At 72.7% G+C, this 22,899-nt stretch carries 23 protein-coding genes and 1 riboswitch; of the genes, 14 read left to right on the top strand and 9 right to left on the bottom strand.

Features of this window, described 5'->3' with window-relative positions:
* Positions 1-154 precede the first annotated feature (154 nt).
* Positions 155-571, top strand: coding sequence for a VOC family protein (locus ACE1OA_RS02200; RefSeq protein ID WP_356779117.1), 417 nt, complete (start codon positions 155-157; stop codon positions 569-571).
* A 105-nt stretch (positions 572-676) separates the two neighbouring features.
* Positions 677-1,765, top strand: coding sequence for a magnesium/cobalt transporter CorA (corA, locus tag ACE1OA_RS02195; RefSeq protein WP_356604806.1), 1,089 nt, complete (start codon positions 677-679; stop codon positions 1,763-1,765).
* Between the two features lie 105 nt (positions 1,766-1,870).
* Here the strand turns inward: corA and ACE1OA_RS02190 are convergent, their stop codons facing one another.
* Positions 1,871-3,907, bottom strand: a complete 2,037-nt coding sequence (locus tag ACE1OA_RS02190) for a phosphocholine-specific phospholipase C (RefSeq protein ID WP_432752127.1) — start codon at positions 3,905-3,907, stop codon at positions 1,871-1,873.
* 368 nt (positions 3,908-4,275) lie between these two features.
* Here ACE1OA_RS02190 and ACE1OA_RS02185 point away from each other — a divergent pair, with 368 nt between their 5' ends.
* From ACE1OA_RS02185 to ACE1OA_RS02170, 4 genes are all read left to right on the top strand, one after another.
* Positions 4,276-5,403 (top strand): hypothetical protein, encoded by a 1,128-nt coding sequence (locus ACE1OA_RS02185; protein ID WP_356604802.1) that lies wholly within the window; start codon positions 4,276-4,278, stop codon positions 5,401-5,403.
* Positions 5,404-5,624: 221 nt separating this feature from the next.
* Positions 5,625-6,677, top strand: a complete 1,053-nt coding sequence (locus ACE1OA_RS02180; RefSeq protein WP_356779115.1) for an iron-siderophore ABC transporter substrate-binding protein — start codon at positions 5,625-5,627, stop codon at positions 6,675-6,677.
* 16 nt (positions 6,678-6,693) lie between these two features.
* Complete coding sequence (locus ACE1OA_RS02175) at positions 6,694-7,731, top strand: FecCD family ABC transporter permease (protein WP_432752126.1); 1,038 nt, start codon at positions 6,694-6,696, stop codon at positions 7,729-7,731.
* Complete coding sequence (locus ACE1OA_RS02170; protein ID WP_432752125.1) at positions 7,728-8,804, top strand: FecCD family ABC transporter permease; 1,077 nt, start codon at positions 7,728-7,730, stop codon at positions 8,802-8,804. The genes ACE1OA_RS02175 and ACE1OA_RS02170 overlap by 4 nt, the downstream gene beginning before the upstream one ends.
* 122 nt (positions 8,805-8,926) lie before the next feature.
* On the opposite strand, the gene ACE1OA_RS02165 is transcribed toward ACE1OA_RS02170, so the two are convergent.
* Positions 8,927-9,823, bottom strand: coding sequence for a LysM peptidoglycan-binding domain-containing protein (locus tag ACE1OA_RS02165; RefSeq protein WP_384869116.1), 897 nt, complete (start codon positions 9,821-9,823; stop codon positions 8,927-8,929).
* A gap of 4 nt (positions 9,824-9,827) precedes the next feature.
* Positions 9,828-10,010: riboswitch (cyclic di-AMP (ydaO/yuaA leader) on the bottom strand.
* A gap of 610 nt (positions 10,011-10,620) precedes the next feature.
* Between ACE1OA_RS02165 and ACE1OA_RS02160 the strand changes: the two genes are divergently transcribed.
* Positions 10,621-11,262 (top strand): class I SAM-dependent methyltransferase, encoded by a 642-nt coding sequence (locus ACE1OA_RS02160; protein ID WP_356604790.1) that lies wholly within the window; start codon positions 10,621-10,623, stop codon positions 11,260-11,262.
* Positions 11,263-11,338: 76 nt separating this feature from the next.
* Positions 11,339-11,917 carry a dienelactone hydrolase family protein gene (locus tag ACE1OA_RS02155; protein ID WP_432752124.1) on the top strand — a complete coding sequence of 193 codons (579 nt, stop codon included), beginning with the start codon at positions 11,339-11,341 and terminating at the stop codon, positions 11,915-11,917.
* Positions 11,918-12,001: 84 nt separating this feature from the next.
* On the opposite strand, the gene ACE1OA_RS02150 is transcribed toward ACE1OA_RS02155, so the two are convergent.
* Positions 12,002-13,018, bottom strand: a complete 1,017-nt coding sequence (locus ACE1OA_RS02150) for a winged helix-turn-helix domain-containing protein (protein ID WP_384869126.1) — start codon at positions 13,016-13,018, stop codon at positions 12,002-12,004.
* Positions 13,019-13,143: 125 nt separating this feature from the next.
* Between ACE1OA_RS02150 and ACE1OA_RS02145 the strand changes: the two genes are divergently transcribed.
* A complete protein-coding gene (locus ACE1OA_RS02145) occupies positions 13,144-14,103 on the top strand; it encodes a hypothetical protein (RefSeq protein WP_432752123.1) in 960 nt (319 codons plus the stop codon).
* Positions 14,104-14,257: 154 nt separating this feature from the next.
* Positions 14,258-14,674, top strand: a complete 417-nt coding sequence (locus ACE1OA_RS02140) for a peptidoglycan-binding domain-containing protein (protein ID WP_356604782.1) — start codon at positions 14,258-14,260, stop codon at positions 14,672-14,674.
* 60 nt (positions 14,675-14,734) lie between these two features.
* Here the strand turns inward: ACE1OA_RS02140 and ACE1OA_RS02135 are convergent, their stop codons facing one another.
* Together ACE1OA_RS02135 and ACE1OA_RS02130 are read right to left on the bottom strand one after the other, a co-directional pair.
* Positions 14,735-15,337, bottom strand: a complete 603-nt coding sequence (locus ACE1OA_RS02135; RefSeq protein ID WP_432752122.1) for an isochorismatase family protein — start codon at positions 15,335-15,337, stop codon at positions 14,735-14,737.
* 54 nt (positions 15,338-15,391) lie between these two features.
* Positions 15,392-16,045: a GNAT family N-acetyltransferase gene (locus ACE1OA_RS02130; RefSeq protein ID WP_432752121.1), complete on the bottom strand. Its 654-nt coding sequence runs from the start codon at positions 16,043-16,045 to the stop codon at positions 15,392-15,394.
* A gap of 150 nt (positions 16,046-16,195) precedes the next feature.
* On the opposite strand from ACE1OA_RS02130, the gene ACE1OA_RS02125 reads away from it, so the two are divergent.
* Positions 16,196-16,915, top strand: a complete 720-nt coding sequence (locus tag ACE1OA_RS02125; protein ID WP_356604776.1) for a ribonuclease H family protein — start codon at positions 16,196-16,198, stop codon at positions 16,913-16,915.
* Between the two features lie 120 nt (positions 16,916-17,035).
* On the opposite strand, the gene ACE1OA_RS02120 is transcribed toward ACE1OA_RS02125, so the two are convergent.
* The gene (locus ACE1OA_RS02120; RefSeq protein WP_384869136.1) at positions 17,036-17,881 is read right to left on the bottom strand and encodes an alpha/beta fold hydrolase; all 846 of its coding nucleotides are present in this window, start codon (positions 17,879-17,881) and stop codon (positions 17,036-17,038) included.
* A gap of 188 nt (positions 17,882-18,069) precedes the next feature.
* Positions 18,070-18,324, bottom strand: coding sequence for a DUF6332 family protein (locus tag ACE1OA_RS02115; protein WP_356779103.1), 255 nt, complete (start codon positions 18,322-18,324; stop codon positions 18,070-18,072).
* 256 nt (positions 18,325-18,580) lie between these two features.
* On the opposite strand from ACE1OA_RS02115, the gene ACE1OA_RS02110 reads away from it, so the two are divergent.
* Complete coding sequence (locus ACE1OA_RS02110; RefSeq protein ID WP_432752120.1) at positions 18,581-19,348, top strand: dienelactone hydrolase family protein; 768 nt, start codon at positions 18,581-18,583, stop codon at positions 19,346-19,348.
* Positions 19,349-19,474: 126 nt separating this feature from the next.
* Here the strand turns inward: ACE1OA_RS02110 and ACE1OA_RS02105 are convergent, their stop codons facing one another.
* Both ACE1OA_RS02105 and ACE1OA_RS02100 read right to left on the bottom strand, forming a co-directional pair.
* A complete protein-coding gene (locus ACE1OA_RS02105) occupies positions 19,475-20,005 on the bottom strand; it encodes a hypothetical protein (RefSeq protein WP_384869143.1) in 531 nt (176 codons plus the stop codon).
* A gap of 159 nt (positions 20,006-20,164) precedes the next feature.
* Positions 20,165-21,484, bottom strand: coding sequence for a radical SAM protein (locus ACE1OA_RS02100; RefSeq protein WP_361312634.1), 1,320 nt, complete (start codon positions 21,482-21,484; stop codon positions 20,165-20,167).
* Between the two features lie 273 nt (positions 21,485-21,757).
* On the opposite strand from ACE1OA_RS02100, the gene ACE1OA_RS02095 reads away from it, so the two are divergent.
* Positions 21,758-22,360, top strand: coding sequence for a gamma carbonic anhydrase family protein (locus ACE1OA_RS02095; RefSeq protein WP_384869149.1), 603 nt, complete (start codon positions 21,758-21,760; stop codon positions 22,358-22,360).
* Between the two features lie 96 nt (positions 22,361-22,456).
* Positions 22,457-22,795 (top strand): trypco2 family protein, encoded by a 339-nt coding sequence (locus ACE1OA_RS02090; protein ID WP_432752119.1) that lies wholly within the window; start codon positions 22,457-22,459, stop codon positions 22,793-22,795.
* Positions 22,796-22,899 lie beyond the last annotated feature (104 nt).

The raw sequence follows: 22,899 nt of genomic DNA, 5'->3' as shown, positions 1-22,899 counted from the left end.
GGAGTCTTGTCGACAGTGTGGTGTGCCATGCCGATGAGGCTGGCTACAGTTCGGTATGCGCCTCAACGACGCGCTCCGGCCGCCGGCCGCCCGGGGCCGGCGAGCGGCCGACCGGTCCCGGCCCGGGACCTCGACACCCGGGGGCGGTGACCGCATGCCCCGACCGACCACCGGCACCCTGCACCACGTCGAAATCTGGGTGCCCGACCTCGACCGCGCCGTCGCCTCCTTCGGCGTCCTCCTGGAGGCCCTGGGGTACACCCCGTTCCAGAGCTGGGCCGCCGGCCGCAGCTGGCGTCTGGGAGCGACCTACCTGGTCGTCGAGCGGTCCCCGGCGCTCACCGCCGGGCACCACGACCGGCTCCGCCCGGGGCTGAACCACCTCGCCTTCCACGTCGAGGGCCGTGACGCCCTGGACCGGCTCGTCGGCGACGTCCTGGGACACGGCTGGACGCTGATGTACCCCGACCGCCATCCGCACGCCGGCGGGGAGCAGACCTACGCCGCCTACCTGGAGAACGACGACGGCTTCGAGGTCGAGCTCGTCGCGAGCGACGCTCCCCAGGTGTAGTGCCCCGCGAGGTCGGGGACGTGGGCGACGGGTGGTGTGCCCGCGGGTGCGGTGTGTCCGTGGACGGATGGCACACTGGCCGCCGATCGTTCCGAGGAGCCCACCGTGCCGATAATCAGCAACCTCCGGCGCACCGTCCGCCGCGCCTACCGCCGGACCGTCGACCTGAGCCACCCCGCGCGCTCGCCGCTGGGCAGCTCGGTCGTCAACTGCGTGGTGTACGAGGACGGCGCCCGCCAGAAGGGCGCGTGCCCCGCGCCCGAGGCGGTGCGTCGGGTCCGCAAGTCCGGCGACGGGTTCGTCTGGATCGGCCTGCACGAGCCTTCGGCGGAGGAGTTCGCCGGCCTCGCCGAGCTCTTCGGCCTGCACCCGCTGGCCGTCGAGGACGCCGTCCACGCCCATCAGCGGCCCAAGCTGGAGCGCTACGACGGGACGCTCTTCGCCGTCTTCAAGACCGTGCGCTACGTCGAGCACGAGGAGCTCACCGCGACCAGCGAGGTCGTGGACACCGGCGAGCTGATGGTCTTCACGGGGCCCGACTTCGTCATCACCGTCCGGCACGGCAGGCACGGTTCCCTCGGCCCCGTGCGGGAGGCGCTGGAGGCGGCCCCCGACCAGCTGGCCAAGGGGCCCGCGGCGGTGCTGCACGCCATCGCCGACCACGTGGTCGACGACTACCTCGCCGTGACCGACGCCGTGCAGAACGACATCGACGCCGTCGAGACCGCCGTCTTCAGCGAGCAGGCCTCCCGCGGCGACGCCGGACGGGTCTACCAGCTCAAGCGCGAACTCCTCGAACTCAAGCGTGCGGTGACCCCGCTGGACCGCCCGCTGAAGGCCCTGGCGGCCCAGCCGCTGCCGCTGGTCGGCCCGGACATGCAGCCCTACTTCCGTGACATCGCCGACCACCTGTCCCGGATCACCGAGCAGATCACCTCCTACGACGCGCTCCTCGACTCGATCCTCCAGGCCCACCTCGCGCAGGTGACGGTCGCGCAGAACGAGGACATGCGCAAGATCACGGCGTGGGCGGCGATCATCGCCGTCCCCACCATGGTCTGCGGGGTCTACGGGATGAACTTCGAGAACATGCCCGAACTGCGCTGGACCTACGGCTACCCCCTGACGGTGGGCGTGATGGCCGTCGCCTGCTTCGTGCTGCACCGGAGCTTCCGCCGCAACGGCTGGCTCTGACACCGGGATCCGGCCGCCGCCCGCGGGAGGTCGCCGCCGGGGCACCGCGCGGCGGCTCCCCGGCACGTCGGGGAGCCGCCGGCCGGGGGAGTGGCGGGGCCGCCGCTACGCCCCGGTGACGCTCGGCGCGCCGGTCTCGATGTGGCCGGTGTAGCGGCGGGACCAGGTGCCGTCGACATCGGCGAGGATCGTGAAGTCGTACCAGCCGTCGTGGTACGCCACCGCGTTGAACCAGTCCTCCCGCGCGGAGTTCGCGGCGACCGTGTAGGTCCACGGGCCGTCCGTGCGGTAGGCGTTGGAGCGGATGGTGAAGGTGACCGGCCCGGCGGAGGCGTTGGCCATCCGGAAGTAGACGGCCGTCTTCCCGGTGCCGGGCTCGGTCGCGAACCGGGCCGCGACCTCGATGGCCTTCCCGGCCTTGGTGGCGTCGCCGATGAAGCGGCGCAGGAAGCGGTTGGGGCCCATCATCGAGATGTCGTACTTCCCCGCGCCCGAGCCCGTGCCGATGTTGAAGTAGTCGGTGGAGGTGCCGCCCGGATCGACGGTGTACTGCCAGGCGGCCGTGTCGCGGTACTGGTGGGGGTGGATCGTGAAGTGGGCCGCCCGGGTGGCCGGAGCACCGTGGTTCGTCATCGAGAACCAGGCCAGGATCTTGCCGGCCGCACCGAACTCGAACCGGTCGAGGTTGCCGTTGACCTGGTACGGCAGGGCGCGCGCCGGGCGGTTGCCGGGCTCCTGGGCGGGCAGGGCGTTGTCCTGCGGCACCGGGTTGGGCAGCGGGCCGCAGGTGGCCTGACCGATGACCTTCGAGGTCGAGGGCAGCCCGGTGGGCATCCCGTAGACCGGGTGGGCGAAGTCGAAGACCCCGGTCAGGTCCCCGGTGACCTTGCGGCGCCAGGCGCTGATGTTCGGGCAGCCGGCGGGCTTGCCGATGGCCGCGGTCCACGTCTCCATGAAGCGCAGCACGGAGGTGTGGTCGAAGACCTCGGAGCTGACCCAGCCGCCGCGCGTCCAGGGCGACATGACGATCATCGGCACGCGGAAGCCCAGGCCGATCGGCACGCCGTCGATGTACTCGCCCGGGGTTCCCGGCGGTGCCACGGGCGGCGGCACGTGGTCGAAGAAGCCGTCGTTCTCGTCGTAGTTGAGGAACAGGACGGTGGAGTCGAAGACCTCGGGGTCCGCGGCGAGGGCACGGTGGACGAGGTCCACGAAGTGCGCGCCGTCGCCGGGCGGGGCGTACGGGTGCTCGGAGAATGCCTCGCTGGCGACCACCCAGGAGACCTGCGGGAGCGTGCCGCCGAGGACGTCGGCGCGGATCGCGGCGGCGATGTCGTCGGGCGTCGACCCGGTGACCCTGGGGACCGAGCCCATGCCGCGGTCGTACAGCGGGTCGCCCGGCCGCGCGTCGGTGAACCGCTTGAAGTAGGCGAGCCCGTTGTCTCCGTAGTTGTCCTGCGCGTTCTGGTAGACCTTCCAGCTCACCCCGGCGCGCTGCAGCGCCTCGGCGTACGTCTCCCAGGTGAGTCCGGACTCGTCGCCGCCGTCCTTGCTGGAGGCGTCGATCCTGCCGCTCCACAGGAACGTGCGGTTGGGGCCGGTGGCACTGAGCGCCGAGCAGAAGTACGCGTCGCAGACCGTGTAGTGGTCGGCGAGCGCGTAGTGGAAGGGGATGTCGCCGCGGTCGAGGTGGCCGAGGGTGCGGGTGCTGCCGACGCCGGTGACCCAGTTGTCCATCCGGCCCTTGTTCCAGGCCGCGTGCTGTGAGGTCCAGCTGTGCGGCAGATCGCCGTTGCACTGGGCCAGGGTCTCGCCGTCCACCCCACCGGCCGGCGGGGTGGAACTGAGCTTCCAGGGGTACTGCCGGCCGCCCCAGTCGGGCTGGTTGAACGTGCCCCAGCCGCCCGGGATGTTGCCTGCGGCGCGGTCGCCGAAGCCGCGGACCCCGCGCAGCCTGCCGAAGTAGTGGTCGAAGCTGCGGTTCTCCTGCATGAGGATCACCACGTGGCGGACGTCGGTGATGTCTCCGGCCGCTGAACGGGCGGCGGCCGACGTGGCCGCCGCGGCGCCGGGCGGCAGGGCCGCTCCGGCCACGAGCCCCGCCCCGATCCCTACGAATCCCCTGCGACTGATGGGAGTCATGCCCCGCCTCTCGCGTCTCGGCATGCCCCTGCGGCACGCCGTGGACAGGATGAGGGAAGCAGCTCCAAAGGTATAGGGCCGTGCAGTAATCCTTCGGTGAACTTCCGGGTCGATCTCTTTCTGCGCTCTGCCCGGGGGTTTGTGTCCCATGTTGACGCCTCCCCAGGTCGGTCACCGGCGGAGAGGGTGATTGGTCCTCATCGACACCAATGGCATCTGGTCGGCGCCCGGATGGAGCAGAGCGGCCGCGAGTGACGACCCGTCGGGCGGACCGGACGGGCGAATGAGGATGAAATGTAAGTATTTTCAGCTACTTGGTGGGGTTCCATGGAGGCCTGTTGCCCGACACGGAGGGAAGGGGGGTGTGCGTGGGGGTCAGGAAATCCCTCACCGCCCTGGTGCTGGCGGTGTGCGCGATGCTGGTCGGCGGGCCGGTGGCGCGGGGCGCGGAACCGGTGCCCGACACCAGGTGGACGCCACGTGCGCTGACCGTGCGGGGGCTGGACCTGCACGATGCCGTGGTCGCCCGTTTCGACGGCACGTACTTCATGTACGGCACGATGTACGGCTGCGGTTACGAGTGGTTCGTCGCCCGCACCCCCTGGTGCGGGTTCGGCGTGGCGACGGCGCCGTCGCTCAAGGGGCCGTGGTCCGCGCCCCGCCTGCTCTTCGATCCCGGCTCGGACGATCCGTCCACCCGTCAGACCTGGCAGGACACCTGCGGCGAGACGGGGCAGGGCTGCTTCAACCCGAGGATGCTCCGGCGGTCCGGCTGGGGCAGGGACGACGGCGCCTTCGTCCTGTGGTTCAACGCGCCGAGGCAGTACAACCTGGGCGCACCGCACGCCTACAACGCGATGGGATGCGACGGCCCCCTCGGCCCCTGCGGCCCCACCGCCGGTTCGCCGTCCGGCTGGTACCGGAAGCCGGCGCTCGACATCTGCCGGGGCAACGGCGACTTCGGCTTCATCGAGTCGGGTGAGCCCGGCGGCCGGCCGGCGCTCGTCTGTACCCGGCCGGGCACCGCGGCGCTCTCGCTCCAGCAGCTCGACGAGTGGGGGAGCGGCGGCGAACCGGGTGTCGGCGTCGCCAAGGTCGCGGGCCTCTCGCACGTCGAGGGGCCGGGCGGGTTCTGGGACCCCGAACACCGCACCTACGTCCTGACCTACTCCGATCAGGGCTGCGGCTACTGCGCCGGCACCCCGATCGGCTACGCCACCTCCGCCTCCCTGTACTCGGGCTGGAGCGCCCCGGGCAACGTCGGCTGGGGCGCGCCCGTGTACGGGCGCCGTATCTTCAACGGCAACAGCTGCGGAGGGCAGCCGCGGACGGTGAGCGTCCTGGACGGCCGGCCCTGGCAGATCATCGACCTCTGGCTCGGCACCCGGAACGAGGCGGCCGCGGGCACCCATCTCGTACCCCTCCGGTACCGGCCCGCCCTCGGCACTCCCGGCGACGGCCAGGTGTGGCGGCCGCCGTTGCGGCTCGACTGCTGAAGCCGGCGACCTTACGGAGGTGATCCTTCCGTCATATCGACAGGCGCCGACCTGCGATGACGAAGGATCGGACGCGTGAAACCCTTGATTTGGAGATAAGGGAAACCTAACTTAGCTTTGCCTAAGTACTTATCGGCTTCCGGAGCCGGGATCAGGCCTGCGCGCGTTCCGTGCGCGTGGGTCCCCTCCGCCTGCCGACTGCCCGCAGAGAAGGATCGTCCATGACCCTCGCAGTGACCCGCACACGCCGTCGCGCAGTCGTCGCCACGGCCGCCGCCGCCACGCTCGCCCTCCTCGTCGGGGGCTGCGGCGCGGGCGAGAAGAAGGACACCGCCGGCTCCGGCGAGGCGAAGGCCGCCGGAGCCGCCTTCCCCGTGACCATCAAGAGCGCGCTCGGCGAGGCGACCATCACCAAGCAGCCCAAGCGCGTCGTCACCCTCGGGCAGGGCTCCGCCGAGACCGCCATCGCCCTCGGCCACACCCCCGTCGGCATCGAGAGCTACCCCTGGGGCAGCGACAAGACCGGCTACCTGCCGTGGATCCACGAGGCCGTCACCAAGTCCGGCGGCAAGCTCCCCAAGCAGTTCAAGGGCATGGAGGAGCTCGACATCGAGGCCATCACCGAGCTCGAGCCCGACGTGATCCTCGCGCCCTGGTCCGGCGTCACCAAGGAGCAGTACGACGTCCTGAAGGACATCGCGCCGACCGTGGCCTACCCGGACAAGGCGTGGAGCACCGACTGGGACCAGCAGATCGACATCGTCGCCAAGGCCCTCGGTGAGCCCGAGGAGGGCAAGCAGCTGACGGCGAAGATCCGCAAGCAGCTGGCCGACGCCGCCGCGACCCGGCCGAACTACAAGAACGTGACGTTCTCGTACATCTACAACACCGGCCCCGGCACCCTCGGCGTCTTCAAGCCGAAGGAGCAGCGCGTCGAGATGCTGACGTCCCTCGGCCTCAAGGTCGACCCGGTCGTGAACGGCTTCAAGGAGACCGACGGCACCGACTCCGCCCTCATCGGCCTGGAGAACGCCAACAAGCTGTCCGGCAGCGACGTCGCCTTCACGTTCTACATGGACGAGAAGTCGCGCAAGGAGATCGAGGCCCAGCCGCTGTACGGGGCCATCCCCGCGGTCAAGAAGGGCGCGATCGTCTACAGCCACGACACCCCGTTCGTCACGGCCTCCTCGATGATCAACCCGCTGACCGTGCCGTGGAGCATCGAGCGCTACCTGCCCCTGATCGACAAGGCCGTCGCCAAGGCCGGGAAGTAAGCACGGTTCCCTGCGCATGGCTTCCTCCACGCTCGTCGAGCCGGGCGGTACCAGCACCTCGCGTGCCGGTGCCGCCCGGCTGGCGTCGTCTCTGACGGTCTGTCTCGCCGTCCTCGCCCTCGCGATGCTCGCGAGCGTGATGTTCGGCAGCAAGACCACCTCGTTCGGCTCCGTCATGGACGTCCTCAGGGGCCATGGCGACGCCTACCTGACCACCGTCGTCGAGAGCCGCTACCCCCGGACCGCGATCGGCGTGCTCGCCGGCGTGTGCCTGGCGGTCGCGGGCACCCTCATGCAGGGCGTCACCCGCAACCCGCTGGCCGAGCCCGGCCTCCTCGGCATCAACGCGGGCGCCTCGGCGAGCATCGTCGCCGCGACCGCCTTCCTCGGGGTGACGGGTCAGTCCGCCACCCTGTGGTGGGCCCTGCCCGGCGCCCTGCTGGCCGGACTCGTCGTCCACGTCATCGGGTCCGCCGGTACCAGCGCCGGCCCGGCCCGCCTCGTGCTGGCCGGCGCGGTCCTCTCCGCCGTCCTCGCGGCCTTCATCCAGGCCGTCACCCTGAGCCGGCCGCGCGTCTTCGACAGCTACCGCTACTGGGTCGTCGGAGCCCTCGGCGGCCGGGACTTCGACGTCTTCTGGTCGGTCCTGCCGTTCGCCGCCGTCGGCCTCCTCGTCGCCCTCGTGATCGCCCCCGGTCTCAACGTGACGGCACTGGGCGACGACAGCGCGACCTCCCTCGGCGCCCGCCCGGCACGGGTCAAGGCGGCCGGACTGCTCGCGGCGACCCTGCTGAGCGCGGCGGCCACCGCGGCCGTCGGACCCATCGCCTTCGTCGGCCTCGCCGTGCCCCACCTCGTACGGGCCCTCGTCGGCGTCGACTTCCGCCTGCAGATCCTCTTCTCCGCTCTCGTCGGTCCCGCGCTGCTGCTCTCCGCCGACGTCGTCGGACGCGTGCTGCTGCGCCCGCAGGAGGTCATGGTCGGTGTCATCACCGCGTTCATCGGGGCGCCCGCGCTGCTGCTGGCGGTCCGCAGGATGAGAGGAAGCGCATGAGCGCCCGTCAGGCCCCGGCGCCCGCCCCCGTCAGGACGGCGCCGCGCCGGCACGTGCTCCGGATCGGCGGCGCGGTGTCGCTGCCGATCCGCACCTCCACCGTCGTCCTGGCCCTCGGCCTGCTGCTGCTGATCGTCGTCGGAGCGGTGGCCACCCTCACCCTGGGCCGCCTCGGCATCCGGCTGCCCGACCTCCCCACGGCCCTGCTGGGAGGCGCGGAGGGCAAGAACGCCTTCGTCCTGAACCGGCTGCGCGGACCGCGTCTGGTCGTCGGCATCGGCACCGGCGCCGCGTTCGGCCTGTCCGGCGCGCTGTTCCAGTCGGTCACCCGCAACCCGCTCGGCAGCCCGGACGTCATCGGGCTGGGCGCGGGCGCCGGAGCCGGCGCGGCCATCGTCGCCCTGCTCCTGCCGGACGTCGTACCGGTCCCGGTCGGCGCGCTCCTCGGCGCGGTCCTGGCCATGGTGCTCGTCTACGTGTCGACCGGGACGGGCTTCCGCAACCCGGTGCGCCTCGTCGTCGCCGGCATCGGTGTCTCGGCCATGGCGGTCGCCGTCATCCAGTACGTCGTGTACGCGGTGGAACGGGACAAGGCGACGGTCCTGAGCGCCTACGTCAACGGCAGCCTGTCCGCCCGCTCGTGGGACGACGCGACCACGATCTGGCTCGTGCTGGCCGTGGTTCTTCCGTTCGCCGCCCTGCTCTCGCGGGACATCGGCATCGGGGAGATGGGCGACGACACCGCCGCCGCGCTGGGCGGCCGTCCCGGGCGGACCAAGACCGCGGCGGTCACCCTGGCGATCGTGCTGTCGGCCGCCGCCGTGAGCGTGGCCGGACCGATCGCCTTCATCTCCCTGACCGCCCCCCAGATCGCCAAGCGGCTGTCGCGCGGGTCCGGTCCCCAGCTCGCCCTGTCCATGCTGGTGGGTGCCCTGCTGCTGGTCCTCGCCGACCTTGCCGCCCAGCAGATGCCGTACCTCGACAACCTGCCCGTGGGCATCTACACGATGGCCATCGGCGGGCTCTACCTCGGCCACCTGCTCGTCCGGGAGTGGCGGCGGGGCGTGCTGTAGGCGGCCCGCGCCGCAGGCCCCGACGACGGGCCCGGCACGCGAGGAAGGCCCCGACCCCCGAGCGGTCGGGGCCTTCCCCGTCGTATGGGCCGGCGCGCCCGTCAGGAGGCGCCGTGGCCCCGTCAGTAGGCGCCGAAGACGTTGTCGATGGAGCCGTACTTGTCGGCGGCGTAGTTGCACGCGGCCGTGATGTTGGCGACCGGGTCGTACATGTCCATGGACGTGCCGGGCACGTGGTACGCCAGGAAGGTGGGCTCGATGACCTGGAGCAGGCCCTTCGAGGGAGTGCCGGCGACGGCGTTGGAGTCCCAGTTGTTGATGGCCTGCGGGTTGCCGGAGGACTCGCGCATGATGTTGCGGTGGATGCCCTCGTAGGAGCCGGGGATGCCGTGCTGGGCCATCACGTCCAGGGACTCCCGGATCCAGCCGTCGAGGTCGTTCGTGTAGCTCTTCACGGCGGCGGCGGGGGCGGCGGCCGGAGCCGCCTGCTGGGTCTGCCGGGCCTGCGGCGCGGGCGCGGTGCGCTGCTGGGAACGGCTGGCCCGGTCGGCGGACGAGGACTTCGCCGGCTTGGCGGCCTTCGACTTCTGCGCGGGAGCGGGGGACTTGGGCTGCGGCGCCGCGGAATTGCGGTGCAGCGTCAGCTTGAGACCCGGGTGAATGAGTGACGGATTGTCACCGACCGCAGCGTGGTTGGCGCGGTAGAGAACCTTCCAGCCGCCCCGGACACCCTGCTCGTAGGCGATCATCGAAAGAGAATCGCCCGGCACGACGGTGTAAGTCTTGGGAGCTGCGGCAGGCGCCGCCGGCAGCGATTCCGTGATCTTTTGCGACACATTTGCTGCCGCGTTCGCCGTGGCAATGGCCGGAGTGATCTCGGGGGCGGTGCGGGGGGCGGCGTGGGCGGTCGCGGAGGCGACGAGAGGGAGGGCCAGTGCCGCTCCACCCGTGCTCGCGAGGGCGATACCGCGGGCGAGCGGACGGCGCTTCGGGCGTCGGTGCTTACCGTTTGCAGGCATGACGGATTCCTCTCCGGAGCCTGCGGGGTGAGCTGTCGGGTTCGGGCTGGAGATGCCCGGCCGCACACGTGCGACTTCACCCCTAGCCGTTCCGGAATCCGGACCGGCGAATACTTGGGTCCCCCGCTCCTGCCGGCGGTGAATAGTGGGAATTGCGGATGGTGGCAGGATTCGGCGTTCCATCCGAATGGAGGTGACCGTAGGCGAGGAATACCGTCGGAAACAAGGCGTCTCGACGATGTGATAAACGGCGTCGCGGAGGCCCGTGAAGCCCCGAACTTCCCTGAATCAGGGGGAGATGGGGCCCGACGGCGGGTATGACGGCCGATGCCCCGTGAGCCATGTCACCTGAAAGAAATGTCCGACATCACCCCATAATTCCGAGCAAAAGAAGATTGATGCTCATGGGGTGGGTGGTCGTTTTATGGCCTTTTATGCGCGCCGATGTGACGACTCGCCGTCCAGGGCCTCTCCGCTTGCCCGGATCCGCGTCCCGGACACCCCTCCGGTCCCTCGTGCCACGAGGTCTCCCGTCCGGCTGCGGGGGCGGTCGTGACCTCCCTACGATCTGTCGCGACCGAAGGGGGGTCCGCAGCAGCGGCGCGGAGGTGTTCACCGTCCGGTCGACGACCTGGAGGACCCCCGGCGCCGGCTCCCGATCCGGCGCCCGTGCCCGACCCCCGCTGACGTCACGTCGCCGGCCCGGGGCGGTCAGGCCCGAGAAGGGTGCCGGCGCGCGACCGCGGGGTCGCACGACCGGGCTGCCTCCGGTCATGGGCCCGTGGGATGCTGGGGACATGGGGGATCACGTGGACCACGCGGCCGTCCGGCGGAGTTACGACACCGTGGCGGAGGAGTACGCCGACCGGCTCGGCAACGAACTGGACGGGAAGCCGCTCGACCGGGCCCTGCTCGGCGCACTCCTCGAAGAGGCCGGGCAGGGGGCCGCCGTCGCCGACCTCGGCTGTGGACCCGGGCACGTGACCGGCTGGCTCGCCGCCCACGGCGCGCGGGCCGTCGGCATCGACCTCTCCCCGGGCATGGTCGCGACCGCCGCCCGACGCCATCCCGAGGCGGCGTTCCGGGAGGGCGACCTGCTCGCGCTGCCCGCCGAGGACGGCGAGTTCGACGCGGCCGTCGCCCTCTACTCCGTCATCCACGTCGCCCCCGACGAGCTCGGCCGCGCCTTCGCCGAGGCGCACCGCGTCCTGCGCCCCACCGGGCTGCTCCTGGTCTCCTTCCATCAGGGCGAGGAAGTGCGGCACCTGGACGAGTGGTGGGGACACGAGGTGGACGTCGACTTCCGCTTCCTGGACCCCTCCCGGGTGAGCGGACTCCTCGCCGACGCCGGGTTCACCGTGGAGATGCGGATGGAGCGCGGCCACTACGCTCACGAGGTCGACACCCGCCGCGTCTACCTGCTGGCCCGCCGGACCTGAACCGCACGGCGGCCGGGGCTAGCACGGCGCCGGGTCTGTGCCGCCGGGGCCGGCCCGCCCACGAGAAGGGACCCGCATGGCCGAGGTACTGCTCTTCCACCACGCACAGGGACTGACGCCGGGCGTCACGGCCTTCGCCGACACCCTCCGCCGGCACGGCCACACCGTGCACGTCCCCGACCTGTACGACGGGCGGACGTTCGACACCCTGGAGGAAGGCGTCGGCCACGTCCAGGCCATCGGCTTCGGCACGATCGTGGAGCGGGGCGCCCGCGCCGCCGAACCGCTGCCGGCCGGGCTCGTCCTCGCCGGCTTCTCCCTCGGGGTGCTGCCCGCCCAGCAGTTGGCGCAGACCAGGCCGGGCGCCCGTGGCGCGCTCCTGTTCGACGCCTGCGTCCCCGTCACCGAGTTCGGCGCTGCCTGGCCCGACGACGTCCCCGTCCAGGTGCACGGCATGGACGCGGACGAGTTCTTCGTCGGCGACGGCGATCTCGACGCGGCCCGCGCGCTCGTCGCCGCCACGGAGCGGGCCGAGCTGTTCCTCTACCCCGGCAAGCAGCACCTGTTCGCCGACAGCAGCCTGCCCTCCCACGACGCGGCCGCGGCCACCCTGCTCACCGAGCGGGTACTCGCCTTCCTGGACGCCGTCGGGTGAGGGAGGGCGCGCCCCTCCCCGCCCGGACGGCGGACGGCTCATGTTCCTGAGACACCGGGCCTTCGGGCCCCGTGCCCTCGGCGGTCAGCCCCCGGCCAGCAGCGCGTGTCCGAGCGGGGTGAGGCTGTGGAGCACCGCCGTGCCCGTCCGTACCGTGTCGATCAGGCCGGCGCCCCGGAGGACGCCCGCGTGCTGGCTGGCCGCCGCGAGCGAGACGCCGGCCCGTTCGGCGAGGGCCGTGGTGCTGGCGGGGGAACGCAGCAGCCGGAGCACCTGCGCCCGGGTACGGCCCAGCAGCGCCCCCAGCGCTTCGGGCCGGTCGTCGGACCGGCCCGAGGCGGCGCCGTCGCACATCGGGTAGACGAGCACCGTCGCCGCCTCCGGTCGGTACATCACCATCGGGCCCGTCGCGAACCACGAGGGCACCAGCAGCAGTCCGCGTCCGCACAACGGGATGTCGTACGACGACGCCGACGGCAGGTGCAGCGTCGGCGGCTGCCACCGCCAGGTCGTCCCCAGCGTGGTCAGCAGCGCGTCGACGCCGCCGCGCAGCAGCATCTCGGCCCGCAGCGCACGATCGGTCAGGGCGTCGGCGCGGATCCGCGGCCAGAGGGGTTCCACCGAGGAGTGGAAATAGGCGCGCGTGTCGCGGGCCAGCGCGTGGCGCGCGGCCGCGGAGCCCTGGGCGAGCTCCCGGGCCCACCGGCCCGGGCGGGCCAGGCCGCCGTTCCAGCCGGAGACCTCCGGCACTCCCAGATCGCGCGCCAGCGTCCCGGTGGGGGTCGCGACGGCCGCGTCCAGCGCGTCGGTGAAGTCGTGCACCGACGGCTGCAGCAGGAAGTCCGGCACGAACCCGTCCTCGGTGACCAGTTCGGCGAGGACACCCGCCCCGGCCGCCGGGCCGCCCCGCAGGGAGCGCTGCCACTCCCGGGCCGCGGGACGCGTCCGGTGCAGGAGGGCGGAGCCCGGGCCGGAGACGTCGCCGGGACGGCCCGCCCGCAGCCCCAGCCGCAGGCTCAGCGCGGTTTCCGAGAGGGCGTCGGCCGCCGGGGCGAGGGTGATCTGACGCAGGTCGGCGGCCATGAAGTGGAGGCGGATCACGACGACCGATTATCGGCCCGCCGGACCCTTTCAACCAGGGGTGAAAGGCCTCGCGTTCCGCGCCGCCGGGCCGCAGGCTCCCGGTGTCCGCCTCGCCGATCCGACTCCCTCCGGAGGTCGCCCCGATGCGCCGCATCCCCACCCGTACCGCCTGCCTCACCGCGGCGGCCCTGCTCGCCACCCTCGCCGGGACGCCCGGCCCGGCCACCGCCCGGGAACTGCCGGACAGCTACGTCGTCTCCCGCGCTCCCGGCGTGCTCCCCGAGGGGATCGCCGTCGCCCGCGACGGCACCATGTACGTGTCCTCGGACGGCACCGGCGCGCTGTACCGCGGTCACGTCAGCCGGCCTGAGCTGCGCCCCTTCCCCGCGGACGGCCTGCGCGACCGGCCCAGCTCGCTCGGCGTCCACACCGACCGCCAGGGCCGGGTCCTCTCGGTCGGCGGCGCGACCCTGACCGTCCACGACCGGCACGGCCGGCTGCTGGCCACCCGTACCGCCCGCAGCGGACCCCTCGGCGCACCCGATCTGAACGACCTGGTCGTGACCCGGGACGCGGTGTACGTGACCGACTGGGCCAACCCCGTCGTCCATCGCGCGGAGATCCGGGGCGGCACCCTCGGCCCCCTCGAACCCTGGCTGGACATCCGCGGCGCCTTCCCGCAGTTCCCGGCGCAGTACTGGCTCCTGAACGGCATCGTCGCGAACGCGTCCGGCACCGCCCTGCTGGTGGCGTCCAACGGGACCGAGGCCGTCTGGCGGATCGGCACCGCCGACAAGGAGGTCGACCGGGTCGACCTCGGGGAGGCGTCGTTCGGCCCCGACGGCATGGTGCTGCACGGCCGCACGCTGTACGCCGTGCTCAACTACGGTGCCCCGCACGGCGTCTACATCGCCCGGCTGGACGACGACCTGCGGACGGGCACGGTGACCCACCGCCTCACCGGCGAACCCTTCGACCTGCCGACCACACTCGCGCGGTACGGCTGCCGCCTGTACGTGGTCAACAGCCAGCTGGACGAACCGCCGGGCCGTCCCCCGTACACCGTGAGCGCGATCGACGACCCGACCTGCGGCACCTCCTGACACCGATGCGCCCCGCCCTGTCCGGGACGTGTCCCGGACAGGGCGTTCCCGTGGAGAACGGGGCCCGGTGGGCCCCAGGATGACGGCCGGGGCGGCGGACCGGTCGCCTCGTCTCCGTCCACAGGGGGAACAGTTGACGAACCGACACACGAGGATGCGATCTCTGCGGCTCGGACGCAGGGCGGCCACCGCGCTGACCGGAGCGGTGCTCCTGCTCTGCGCCGGCGCCACGACGGCGGCCGCGGCGCCCGGCACCGACACGCGTGCGCTCTCCGCGCAGGCCGGCTGCACCATCCGCTGGCGGACGACGGACAACTACGCCGGATTCACGGCGGGTTACAGCTGGGCGTGGAACGTGGAGGTCGGTCCCGGAGCCACCGGCGACCGGGTCCGCGAGATCCAGTGCCTGATCAACAACCACGCCTACTACGGCGGCCCGCGCCTCACGGTCGACGGCGACTACGGGACCGCCACGAAGACGGCGGTCCGCACGCTCCAGCGGAACTGGGGCGGTATCGGGGTGGACGGCATCGTGGGCCCGGACACCTGGCGTGCCCTGCGCCACGCCTGACCGCGTGACGGCCTGAGGGAAGGGCCCCGGTCGCGTCCATCGGGCCGGGGCCGGCCCGCACTACGACCGGGGGACCTCCCCCCGCCCACCGGCCCCCGCGGCGGTGAAGGAGACGTCGGCCGAGCGGGAGACGATGTCGGCCTCCCCGCCCAGCGCCCAGGCGGCCACCCGGGAGACGACCCGGGCCGGGATCCGTTCGCTGATCCCGGCCACCGCCGGGACGTCCTGCGTGGCGTGGGCGTCGTGCGGCAGTACCACCCGGTACCCGCGCGCGAGAGCCGTCCGCGCCGTCGCCTGCACGCACATCTCGGACATCACGCCGCAGACGGCGACCGCTCGTACGCCCCGCGCCTCCAGCAGGTCCCCCAGCCCGGTCCTCGCGAAGCCGTCGTCACGGGTCTTGCGGAGCACGACTTCCGTCGGCCCGGCCTCGACGGGGTGATGGAGCTCCCAGCCGGGCGTGCGGGGCTCGTCCTCCGCCCCCGGCCGCCCGTCGTTCTGCAGGTGCACGACGAGCGCCCCGGCGGCGCGGGCACGGGCGATCAGGTCCGCGGTCCGCTCCTCGAGCCGTGCCGCGTCGGGCACCGCTCCCTCGCCGACGACGAACGCCGACTGGACGTCCACGACGAGCAGGGCCTCTACGGGCGTCGGTGGTGGGGTCATCGCGCCATCATGGCCGACGGCCCGTCCCGCCCTCACCGGGTTTTCCCGCACCGCTCACGACCGCGGGCAACCCGCGCCCTCGCGCTCCGGGAACCTCGCCAGCCGGGTCTCCAGCCGGGCCCGGCAGTCCGGCCATTCCGCGGCGACGACCGAGAACATGGCGGAGTCGCGCAGCAGATGCTCCTCGCCCGGGGCCCAGGACCGGTTCCAGTTGCGCAGCACGCCCTCGAAGCGCGCCCCCACCTTCGCCAGGGCCGCCCGGGAGCGCTCGTTGCGGGCGTCCGTCTTGAGGTCGACCCGCGCCGCGCCCCAGGTCTCGAAGGCGTGGCGGAACAGCAGGTACTTGGACTCGGTGTTGAGCCCCGTCCCCTGCGCCGACGCCGCCAGCCAGGTGTAGCCGATCTCGACCGCGCACAGGGCGCCGTCGTCCTGCGGCATCGGCCGCGGATCCAGATAGGCGGTCGCACCGACCACCCGCCCCGTTCGGCGGTCCACCTGCGCGTACGGGGCGACGGTCCCCTCGGCGGCGCGGCCGAGCTGCGCCTCGACGTACTGACCGACCTCGCCGGCCGGCGGCACCCAGGTGAACCCGTACGCGTGCCGGTCCTCCTCCGCCGCCACGGCCAGCCCCGCCGTGTGCCGGTGGTCCAGGGGCTCCAGGCGCACCAGCGCGCCCTCGAGGACCGGACCCTCCAGCGTGAAACCCATCGACCGCCACCCCATCCGTCACAGTGATCACGTGCTGTTCGCCTCCGCAGGGTGCCAGAGCCCGGGTGCGCTGTCCTGCGAAATACGCGGCGGGGCCGGGCCGGGACCGGGCGGGTTTGAGCAGGAGTCGCGACGTGTCAGGATCGGAGGATGGTGCAGAAGATCATCGCGGCGTGCGACGGCGCGTCGAAGGGAAATCCCGGGCCGGCGGCCTGGGCGTGGGTCATCGCGGGCGCGGACGGCGAGGTGGGGACCTGGGAGGCGGGCCCGCTGGGGCGGGCGACGAACAACGTCGCCGAGCTGACCGCGCTGCAGAAGCTGCTGGAGACGCTCGACCCGGCGGTTCCGGTGGAGGTCCGGATGGACTCCCAGTACGCGATGAAGGCGGTCACGACCTGGCTGCCCGGCTGGCGCCGCAAGGGCTGGAAGACCGCGGCGGGGACGCCGGTGGCCAACAAGGACCTGGTCGTCCGGATCGACGAGCTGCTGACCGGCCGGGAGGTGGAGTTCGTCTACACCCCGGCCCATCAGGTGGACGGTGACCGGCTGAACGACGCCGCCGACCGGGCCGCGAGCCACACTGCCCGCAGCCAGCAGGCCATCGGCTCCGCGGACGGCTCGGCCCTCCCGCCGCCGGAGCCCGCCACCGCCGGCCGCTCCACGGCCGGACCCCGACGGGCCGCCGCCGCGTCGGGCACCCGCACGACGAAGCCCCGCACCCAGGGTGCGCGCGCCGCGGGAGGCTCGGTGAAGGCCAAGTTCCCGGGCCGCTGCCGCTGCGGCTCCCCGTACGCCAAGGGCGAGACGATCAGCAAGAACCCGGACGGCTGGGGCCACCCGGCGTGCGCGACGGCGGGTGCGGGCGAGTAAGGCATGGCCGCGTGGGGGCGGCCCTGCGCCGGAGACCGGAGGCCGGAGCGGTCAGGGTCTGCGGGCCGGTGGCCGGCCGGGCGGCGGGCGCGTCCGGCCGCCCGGCGCGTGCCGGCCCGTTCACGCCAGGAACGGCGCGGCGCCGGCCACGAACAGTTCGGGGTCGTCGAGCCACGGGAAGTGCCCGGCTCCCGGTTGCACGACGAGTTCGGCGCGCGGGAAGACCTCGGCCAGCTCGGCGATCGCGCCCGGCGGCGAGTTCAGGTCCACCTCCCCGGCGATCAGGAGCACCGGGGCGGGGAAGCCCGCGAACGCCGCACGGGTGGCCGCCGGGTCGAAGGCGCCGTCGGATCCGTAGACCGCGGCCGCCTCTCCGTTGCGCTGACCGTCCTCCGCTGCCCGGTGGGCCTGGGCCGCCGCGTCCCAACGGCCGTACCAGAAGGGGGCGATGGCGCCGAACGAGTCTGCGGTACCCCGGCCCGCGACGATCTCCTCCAGCGCGGCGAACGCCTCGGGGAACCACGGCTCGCCCTCGCGCAGCCGGGCCGCCTCCTGCCGGTCGTCGGCGGTGATCGTGATTCCGAACGCCTGGACGCTCGGTGTGATCAGCGCGAGCCGCGCGATCCGCTTCGGATGGCGGGCGGCGTAGAGGGCGGCCAGATTGGTGCCGCCGGAGTGCGCGAGGAGGTCGAGCGTGTCGAGCCCGAGGTGCTCGCGCAGCGCCTCGACGTCGTCGACGAGCCGGTCGCACCGGTACGAGGAGCTGTCGTCGGGGACCGCGGACCGGCCCGTGCCGCGCAGGTCCAGCAGGACGAGCCCGCGACGGGCGGCCAGGCCCCCGAGGTCGCCGAGGTAGGCGGAGTCCTGCATCGGGCCGCCGGGCAGGCAGACGACGGGACGGCCGGCGCCGTCACCGAGCTCGTGGTAGGCGAGTTCGGTTCCGTCGTGCGCGGAGAAGGTAGGCATGATCGACACGATGGCAGGGGCCTCGGGGTGCGGCAAACGCTTTACCGGGGGCCGTCAGCCGACGCTTCAGTCGAACCAGCGCCCGCTCCTCCTCCTCCTCGTCGGTGATGGTCTCCCAGGCCGACGGGGGTGTTCCGGCCGCGGTCGTGACCTGAAGTACCCGGAGGGGACACCTGAGGAAGCCGTGGTCAGCGACCCTGACGACGCTGCGCATCGAAGCGGCGCAGTACCCGCACCAAACGCCACACTCCGGCCGCCGCTCCCAGCAGCGCACCGCCCACCCAGGTGCCCCGTCCCGCTGGACCGGAGACGCCGAGAGCCAGTGCCAGAGCCAGCGCGACGGCGAAGACCGCCGCAGCCAGCGCGACGGCGGTCACCAGAGCGAAAACGATCTCCACCGTCATCGCGTCCTTCTCCCACCGCGCCTCACGTCCCCTGTCCATGACGCAAGTCTCACATCACGGTCAAGCCATGGCACGTGAACCGCGCCGCACCTGACTCTCCCTCGCCGAGGCACACCGGCCGATCGAGATGGCCATCGGTCCCTCCCACCTGAGGAAGCCGACGCTGCCCGCTCCAGGGGCCTCGACCTCGTCCGAGCGCCGGGCCCGTCCCGAAGGTCAGCGGGACACCCGCGCTGTTTCGCCGGCGGCGGAACAGCGGCCGGACCGGGCTCGACCATCCCTACAGTCCAGTCCCATGACGCAGATGACGACGCGTACGGTCGAGTACCCGGCCGACGGTTTGACGATGATCGGGCACCTCGCGCTCCCGGCCGGTTTCGACCGCCGGCCCGCGGTGCTGCTCGGACCAGAGGGCATGGGGCTCAGCGACGTCGAGCGCCGCCGGGCCGATGCTCTCGCCGAACTGGGATATGTGGCGCTGGCCTTCGACCTTCACGGCGGGCGCTATCTGGGCGACCCCGAGGAGATGCTGGCCCGTTGCCTGCCGCTGCTCGCTGATCCCGACCGGATGCGGGGCATCGGCCATGCGGCGCTCGACGTGTTGCGCGCCGAACCGCGGACCGACCCCGATCGGATCGCCGCCGTCGGCTACGGCACCGGGGGCGCCATCGCGCTGGAACTCGGGCGCGACGGCGCGAACCTGCGCGCGATCGGAACAGTCAACGCAACTACCACGGGCCGACCGGGCGAGGCGGCGCGCATTCGCTGCCCGGTCTGGGCCGGGGTCGGTTCGGAAGACCCGATCATGCCGCCCGCGCAACGGAACGCGTTCACCGCCGAGATGCAGGCCGCGGGCGTCGACTGGCGCCTCGCGGTCTACGGCGGCGCCTTGCACGCCTTCCACCACCCGCCGGTCGGCCACCCTGTGGTCCCCGGCGTCGGCTACCACCCACGGCACGCGCAGCGAGCCTGGCGCGGCGTCGTCGACCTGCTCGCCGAGTGCCTGCCCGTGACGGAGGATCCGGGGCACGACCCGGGTAAGCCTGCCGGCGCCGGGCACTGACGGTCCCCTCCCCTCAAGTCCGCACAGCAGAACCGGATTCGGGCGGACGGTCGAGCGCGGAACGCGTTCGCAACCGCCGCGGCAAATACCGGATGTGCTGCGACGGAGCCCCGACCGTGATCGTCGCTACCTGAGGCGGACCGTCCTCGACGCGCCCGGGCTGACGGTGGGGCGAGGGCTCGCGGTCGGGGCGGCCGCGCGGCACTTCTCCTGCGGCAGGTCCCGGACGGCTGTCCGCGCGCCCTCGCCGCCCGTGACCGGCACGTCGAAGGCGTAACACCCCGGCACCGTCCGCTCGGTCACGAAGATGAACGTCCGCGGTGGCCCGTGGCCGATCAGTCCCGCGACGACCGTGACCGCCGCGCCGCTCCGGGTGACACCGACCGCGCCCGCCCCCGCCCGCGCGGCGGGGAAGATCCGGGCGATGTCCGCGTCCGACAGCTCGCCATCGGCCGCCTCCCGGTCCAGCTCCCCGCGCCGCGCGTCCACCTGCGCCCGCAGATCGTCCCGGGCCGTGCTCTCGTCGCGCGCCGGTTCCGTCGCCAGCCAGATCCACGTGACGGTGACGACGAGCAGCAGCCCGCCGAGCACCGTCAGGCATCCGTTGAACAGACAGCCGCCGACCGTGCCGCTCCGGACCTGTGATCGTCTCCCCATGGGCACAGCCTGTCCCGCGGGCACAGGTCGGAGCGCGCCCGTCCCCAAGTCGTCACCGGACCGAGCCCCGCGGGCGACCGGAACCGACGGCACCGGTTCCGGACGTGGCACCCCGGCGGGCGTCGCGCGCGCGTCGACGACCCGGCGGGGCGGGAGCCGTCAGAGGCCTTCGAGGCTGTCCATGAACGAGCTCACGGAGAACACGGCGCGGCCGGGGCCCGCCGGACCGTAGCCGGGAGGGGAGCTGAGCCCGAACTCCTCGAGCGTCGCCCGGTAAGCCTCCAGCAGGCGGATGTGGTACTCCAGCGGCGCGCCCAGAGGATTGGCCTTGCCCAGCGGCGTCGTCGGCTCCGGGCACCACGTGGTGAAGCGCGGGACGACGCCCTTCGACATGAAGAACCGCAGGCCCTCGGTGGTCGACTCGATCGCCTCGCTCACCTTCGTGAAGCCGAACGGCTCGGCCATCTCGATGCCCGCCACGAAGTTCGGGATCACCTGGCGGGGGCCGAACACCTCGGCCGCGTCCAGGATCCGGCGGTGCCACTCGTCCCGGCCGACGTAGCGCTCCTTGCCCGGGCAGTGGAGCTCGAACAGCCGCCGGTCCCACACCTCGAAGTTGGGGTGGTAGATCCGGATGCCGTAGTCGTGGAAGCGCTGCACGGCGTCACGGGGCAGCGCCTGCGCGACGACCTTGCCCGTCCACCGGCCCGGGAAGCGCTCCTCGATGGCCTGGGCGTAGTGGCCGTAGAAGTCGGCCTCGTCCCGGCCCCCGACCTGGGAGGTGATGGAGCCGCCCGTCAGGGTGTAGGCGCGCGAGGTGCCGGCCGTGTCGTACCGGTCGATGATCTCCAGCGCCTCCAGCACCTCCTCCACCGGCTTCACCCCGGTGTACGGGCGGCCCGCCGCCTTGTGCTGGCGCCAGTTGTGGTTGATGTCGCAGAACTGGCACTCCTCCTTCGCGCCGAAGTACTGGCACACCCGGAAGACCGTCAGATAGATGAGGTAGCCCCACTGGATGGTCGGCGCGACCTCCATCACGGACTTGCCGTTCGACAGCTTGTGCCGGTAGTACTCCGGCATCGGCGGCAGACCCACGTCCGCGATCCGCGCCCCGTCCAGGTACAGGCCGAGCGCCCCGTCCTCGCCGGCGCGCACGACGTACGGGGAGTCGGGATTGACGCGCACGGACACGACGGTGCGCCGCAGCTCGTACGGACCGCCGGTGAGCACGATCTCCTCCGGCGGCCGGTTGAGCGCGGCGGCGCCGAGCTCCGGCAGCGTGCGGTGGTCGAAGGAGAAGATGAAGTACGACTTGGGCTTGACGTCACCGGAGGCGCCGTCGGCCGTGCCGCTCAGCGCCGACTCGTCGAAGGCCATGCCGCCGCGCAGGAGGTCTTCCTTGATCACGGCTTCCCGGGGCACGTGCGGGAAGCGCCCCATCAGATCCTCGACCAGTGCGGTGCGGCTGGGGCTCTCCATGTGCTGCTCCATCCCTGGGTCCCCGCGCCTCGGGGGCCCAGGCCGGCAGGGGATTCTGAGATCCGCCGTGTCGCCCGGGTCGCCGCGGCCGCCGCGGGAGCTTCGGTCCTTCTCGGTCGCCTCGAAGCGTAACCCCGACGATTCTCCGAGCTCACGCGGGTCGGGCGGGGCGGCGTGAGGCGGGTCGTGGGGTCGGGCCCGGTGGGGGGACACGAGTCGAGCGCGGCGGGCCGATCTGGCGTGCGGCCCCCGGGGCGCGCGATGATGCCGCGCATGCTGCTGACTCACGAGGGCCGGTCGCCCGTGGTCCACCCCTCGGCCTACATCGCTCCCACCGCCACCCTGTGCGGCGACGTGCGGGTGGGAGCCGACTGCCGGGTGCTGTTCGGCGCGGTCCTCACCGCCGAGGGCGGTCCGGTGGAGCTGGGCGCGGGATGCATCGTCATGGAGAACGCGGTCCTGCGCGGCACGCGCCGCGACCCGCTGACGCTGGGACGCCAGGTCCTCGTCGGCCCGACCTCCTACCTGACGGGCTGCCGGGTCGAGGACGAGGTCTTCCTCGCCACCGGGAGCAGGGTCTTCAACGGTGCCCGGATCGGCACGCGTTCCGAGGTCCGCATCAACGGTGTCGTGCATCTGCGCACGGTGCTGCCACCCGACACGACGGTGCCGATCGGCTGGGTCGCCGTCGGGGATCCGGCCCGCATCCTGCCACCGGAGGACCACGAGGGGATCTGGGAGGTCCAGAGGGATCTCGACTTCCCGGGCCACGTCTTCGGACTGGACCGTCCGGCCGAGGGCGAGAGCCTGATGCCGGGGATCTCCGCCCGGTTCGGCGGAGCGCTGGGCCGACACGCCGGCGACCAGGAGGTCTGAGGCCCGGATCCGGCCCGATCGGTGACTTCCGGCCATCGGCCTTCACCCGGCCCACCCGGATGGAAAACTGACGTCCTGTCGGTACGGGAGGGACGGATGAGCATGGCGCGGGGGCAGGGCGGCGGCGGGGCGGACGAGGCGCTGGACCTGGCGGACGCGATCACCCTGCTGCGGGATCAGGTGGCCGAGGCCCGGCGCCGGCTCGCCACGAGCGGTGACGGCGGCGTGCGGTTCGGGCTGGGCGAGGTCACCGTGGAACTCGGCCTGGAACTGGCGCGGACGCGCGGTGCGGACGGCGGTCTGCGCTTCGGCGTGGTCGGGGTCGGGGGGAAGGGCGAGCAAGCCCGCAAGACGACGCACACGCTGACCGTACGACTGGATCCCCGTCTGCCGGGCGGCGGCGACGTCGAGGTCTCCGACGAGGACGAGGCGTGACGGACGGAGAGAGGGCCCCGGTGAGCGGGTGACTCCCGCCCGGTGACGGCCGCCTGTGCCGAGCCGCACCGGGCCGGGACCGGGACGCGGGACGAGAGGGGAGC

The organism is Streptomyces sp. JL2001 (assembly GCF_050917515.1).
Taxonomy (GTDB): Bacteria; Actinomycetota; Actinomycetes; order Streptomycetales; family Streptomycetaceae; genus Streptomyces.
This window is presented reverse-complemented; position numbering and strand designations above follow the sequence as displayed.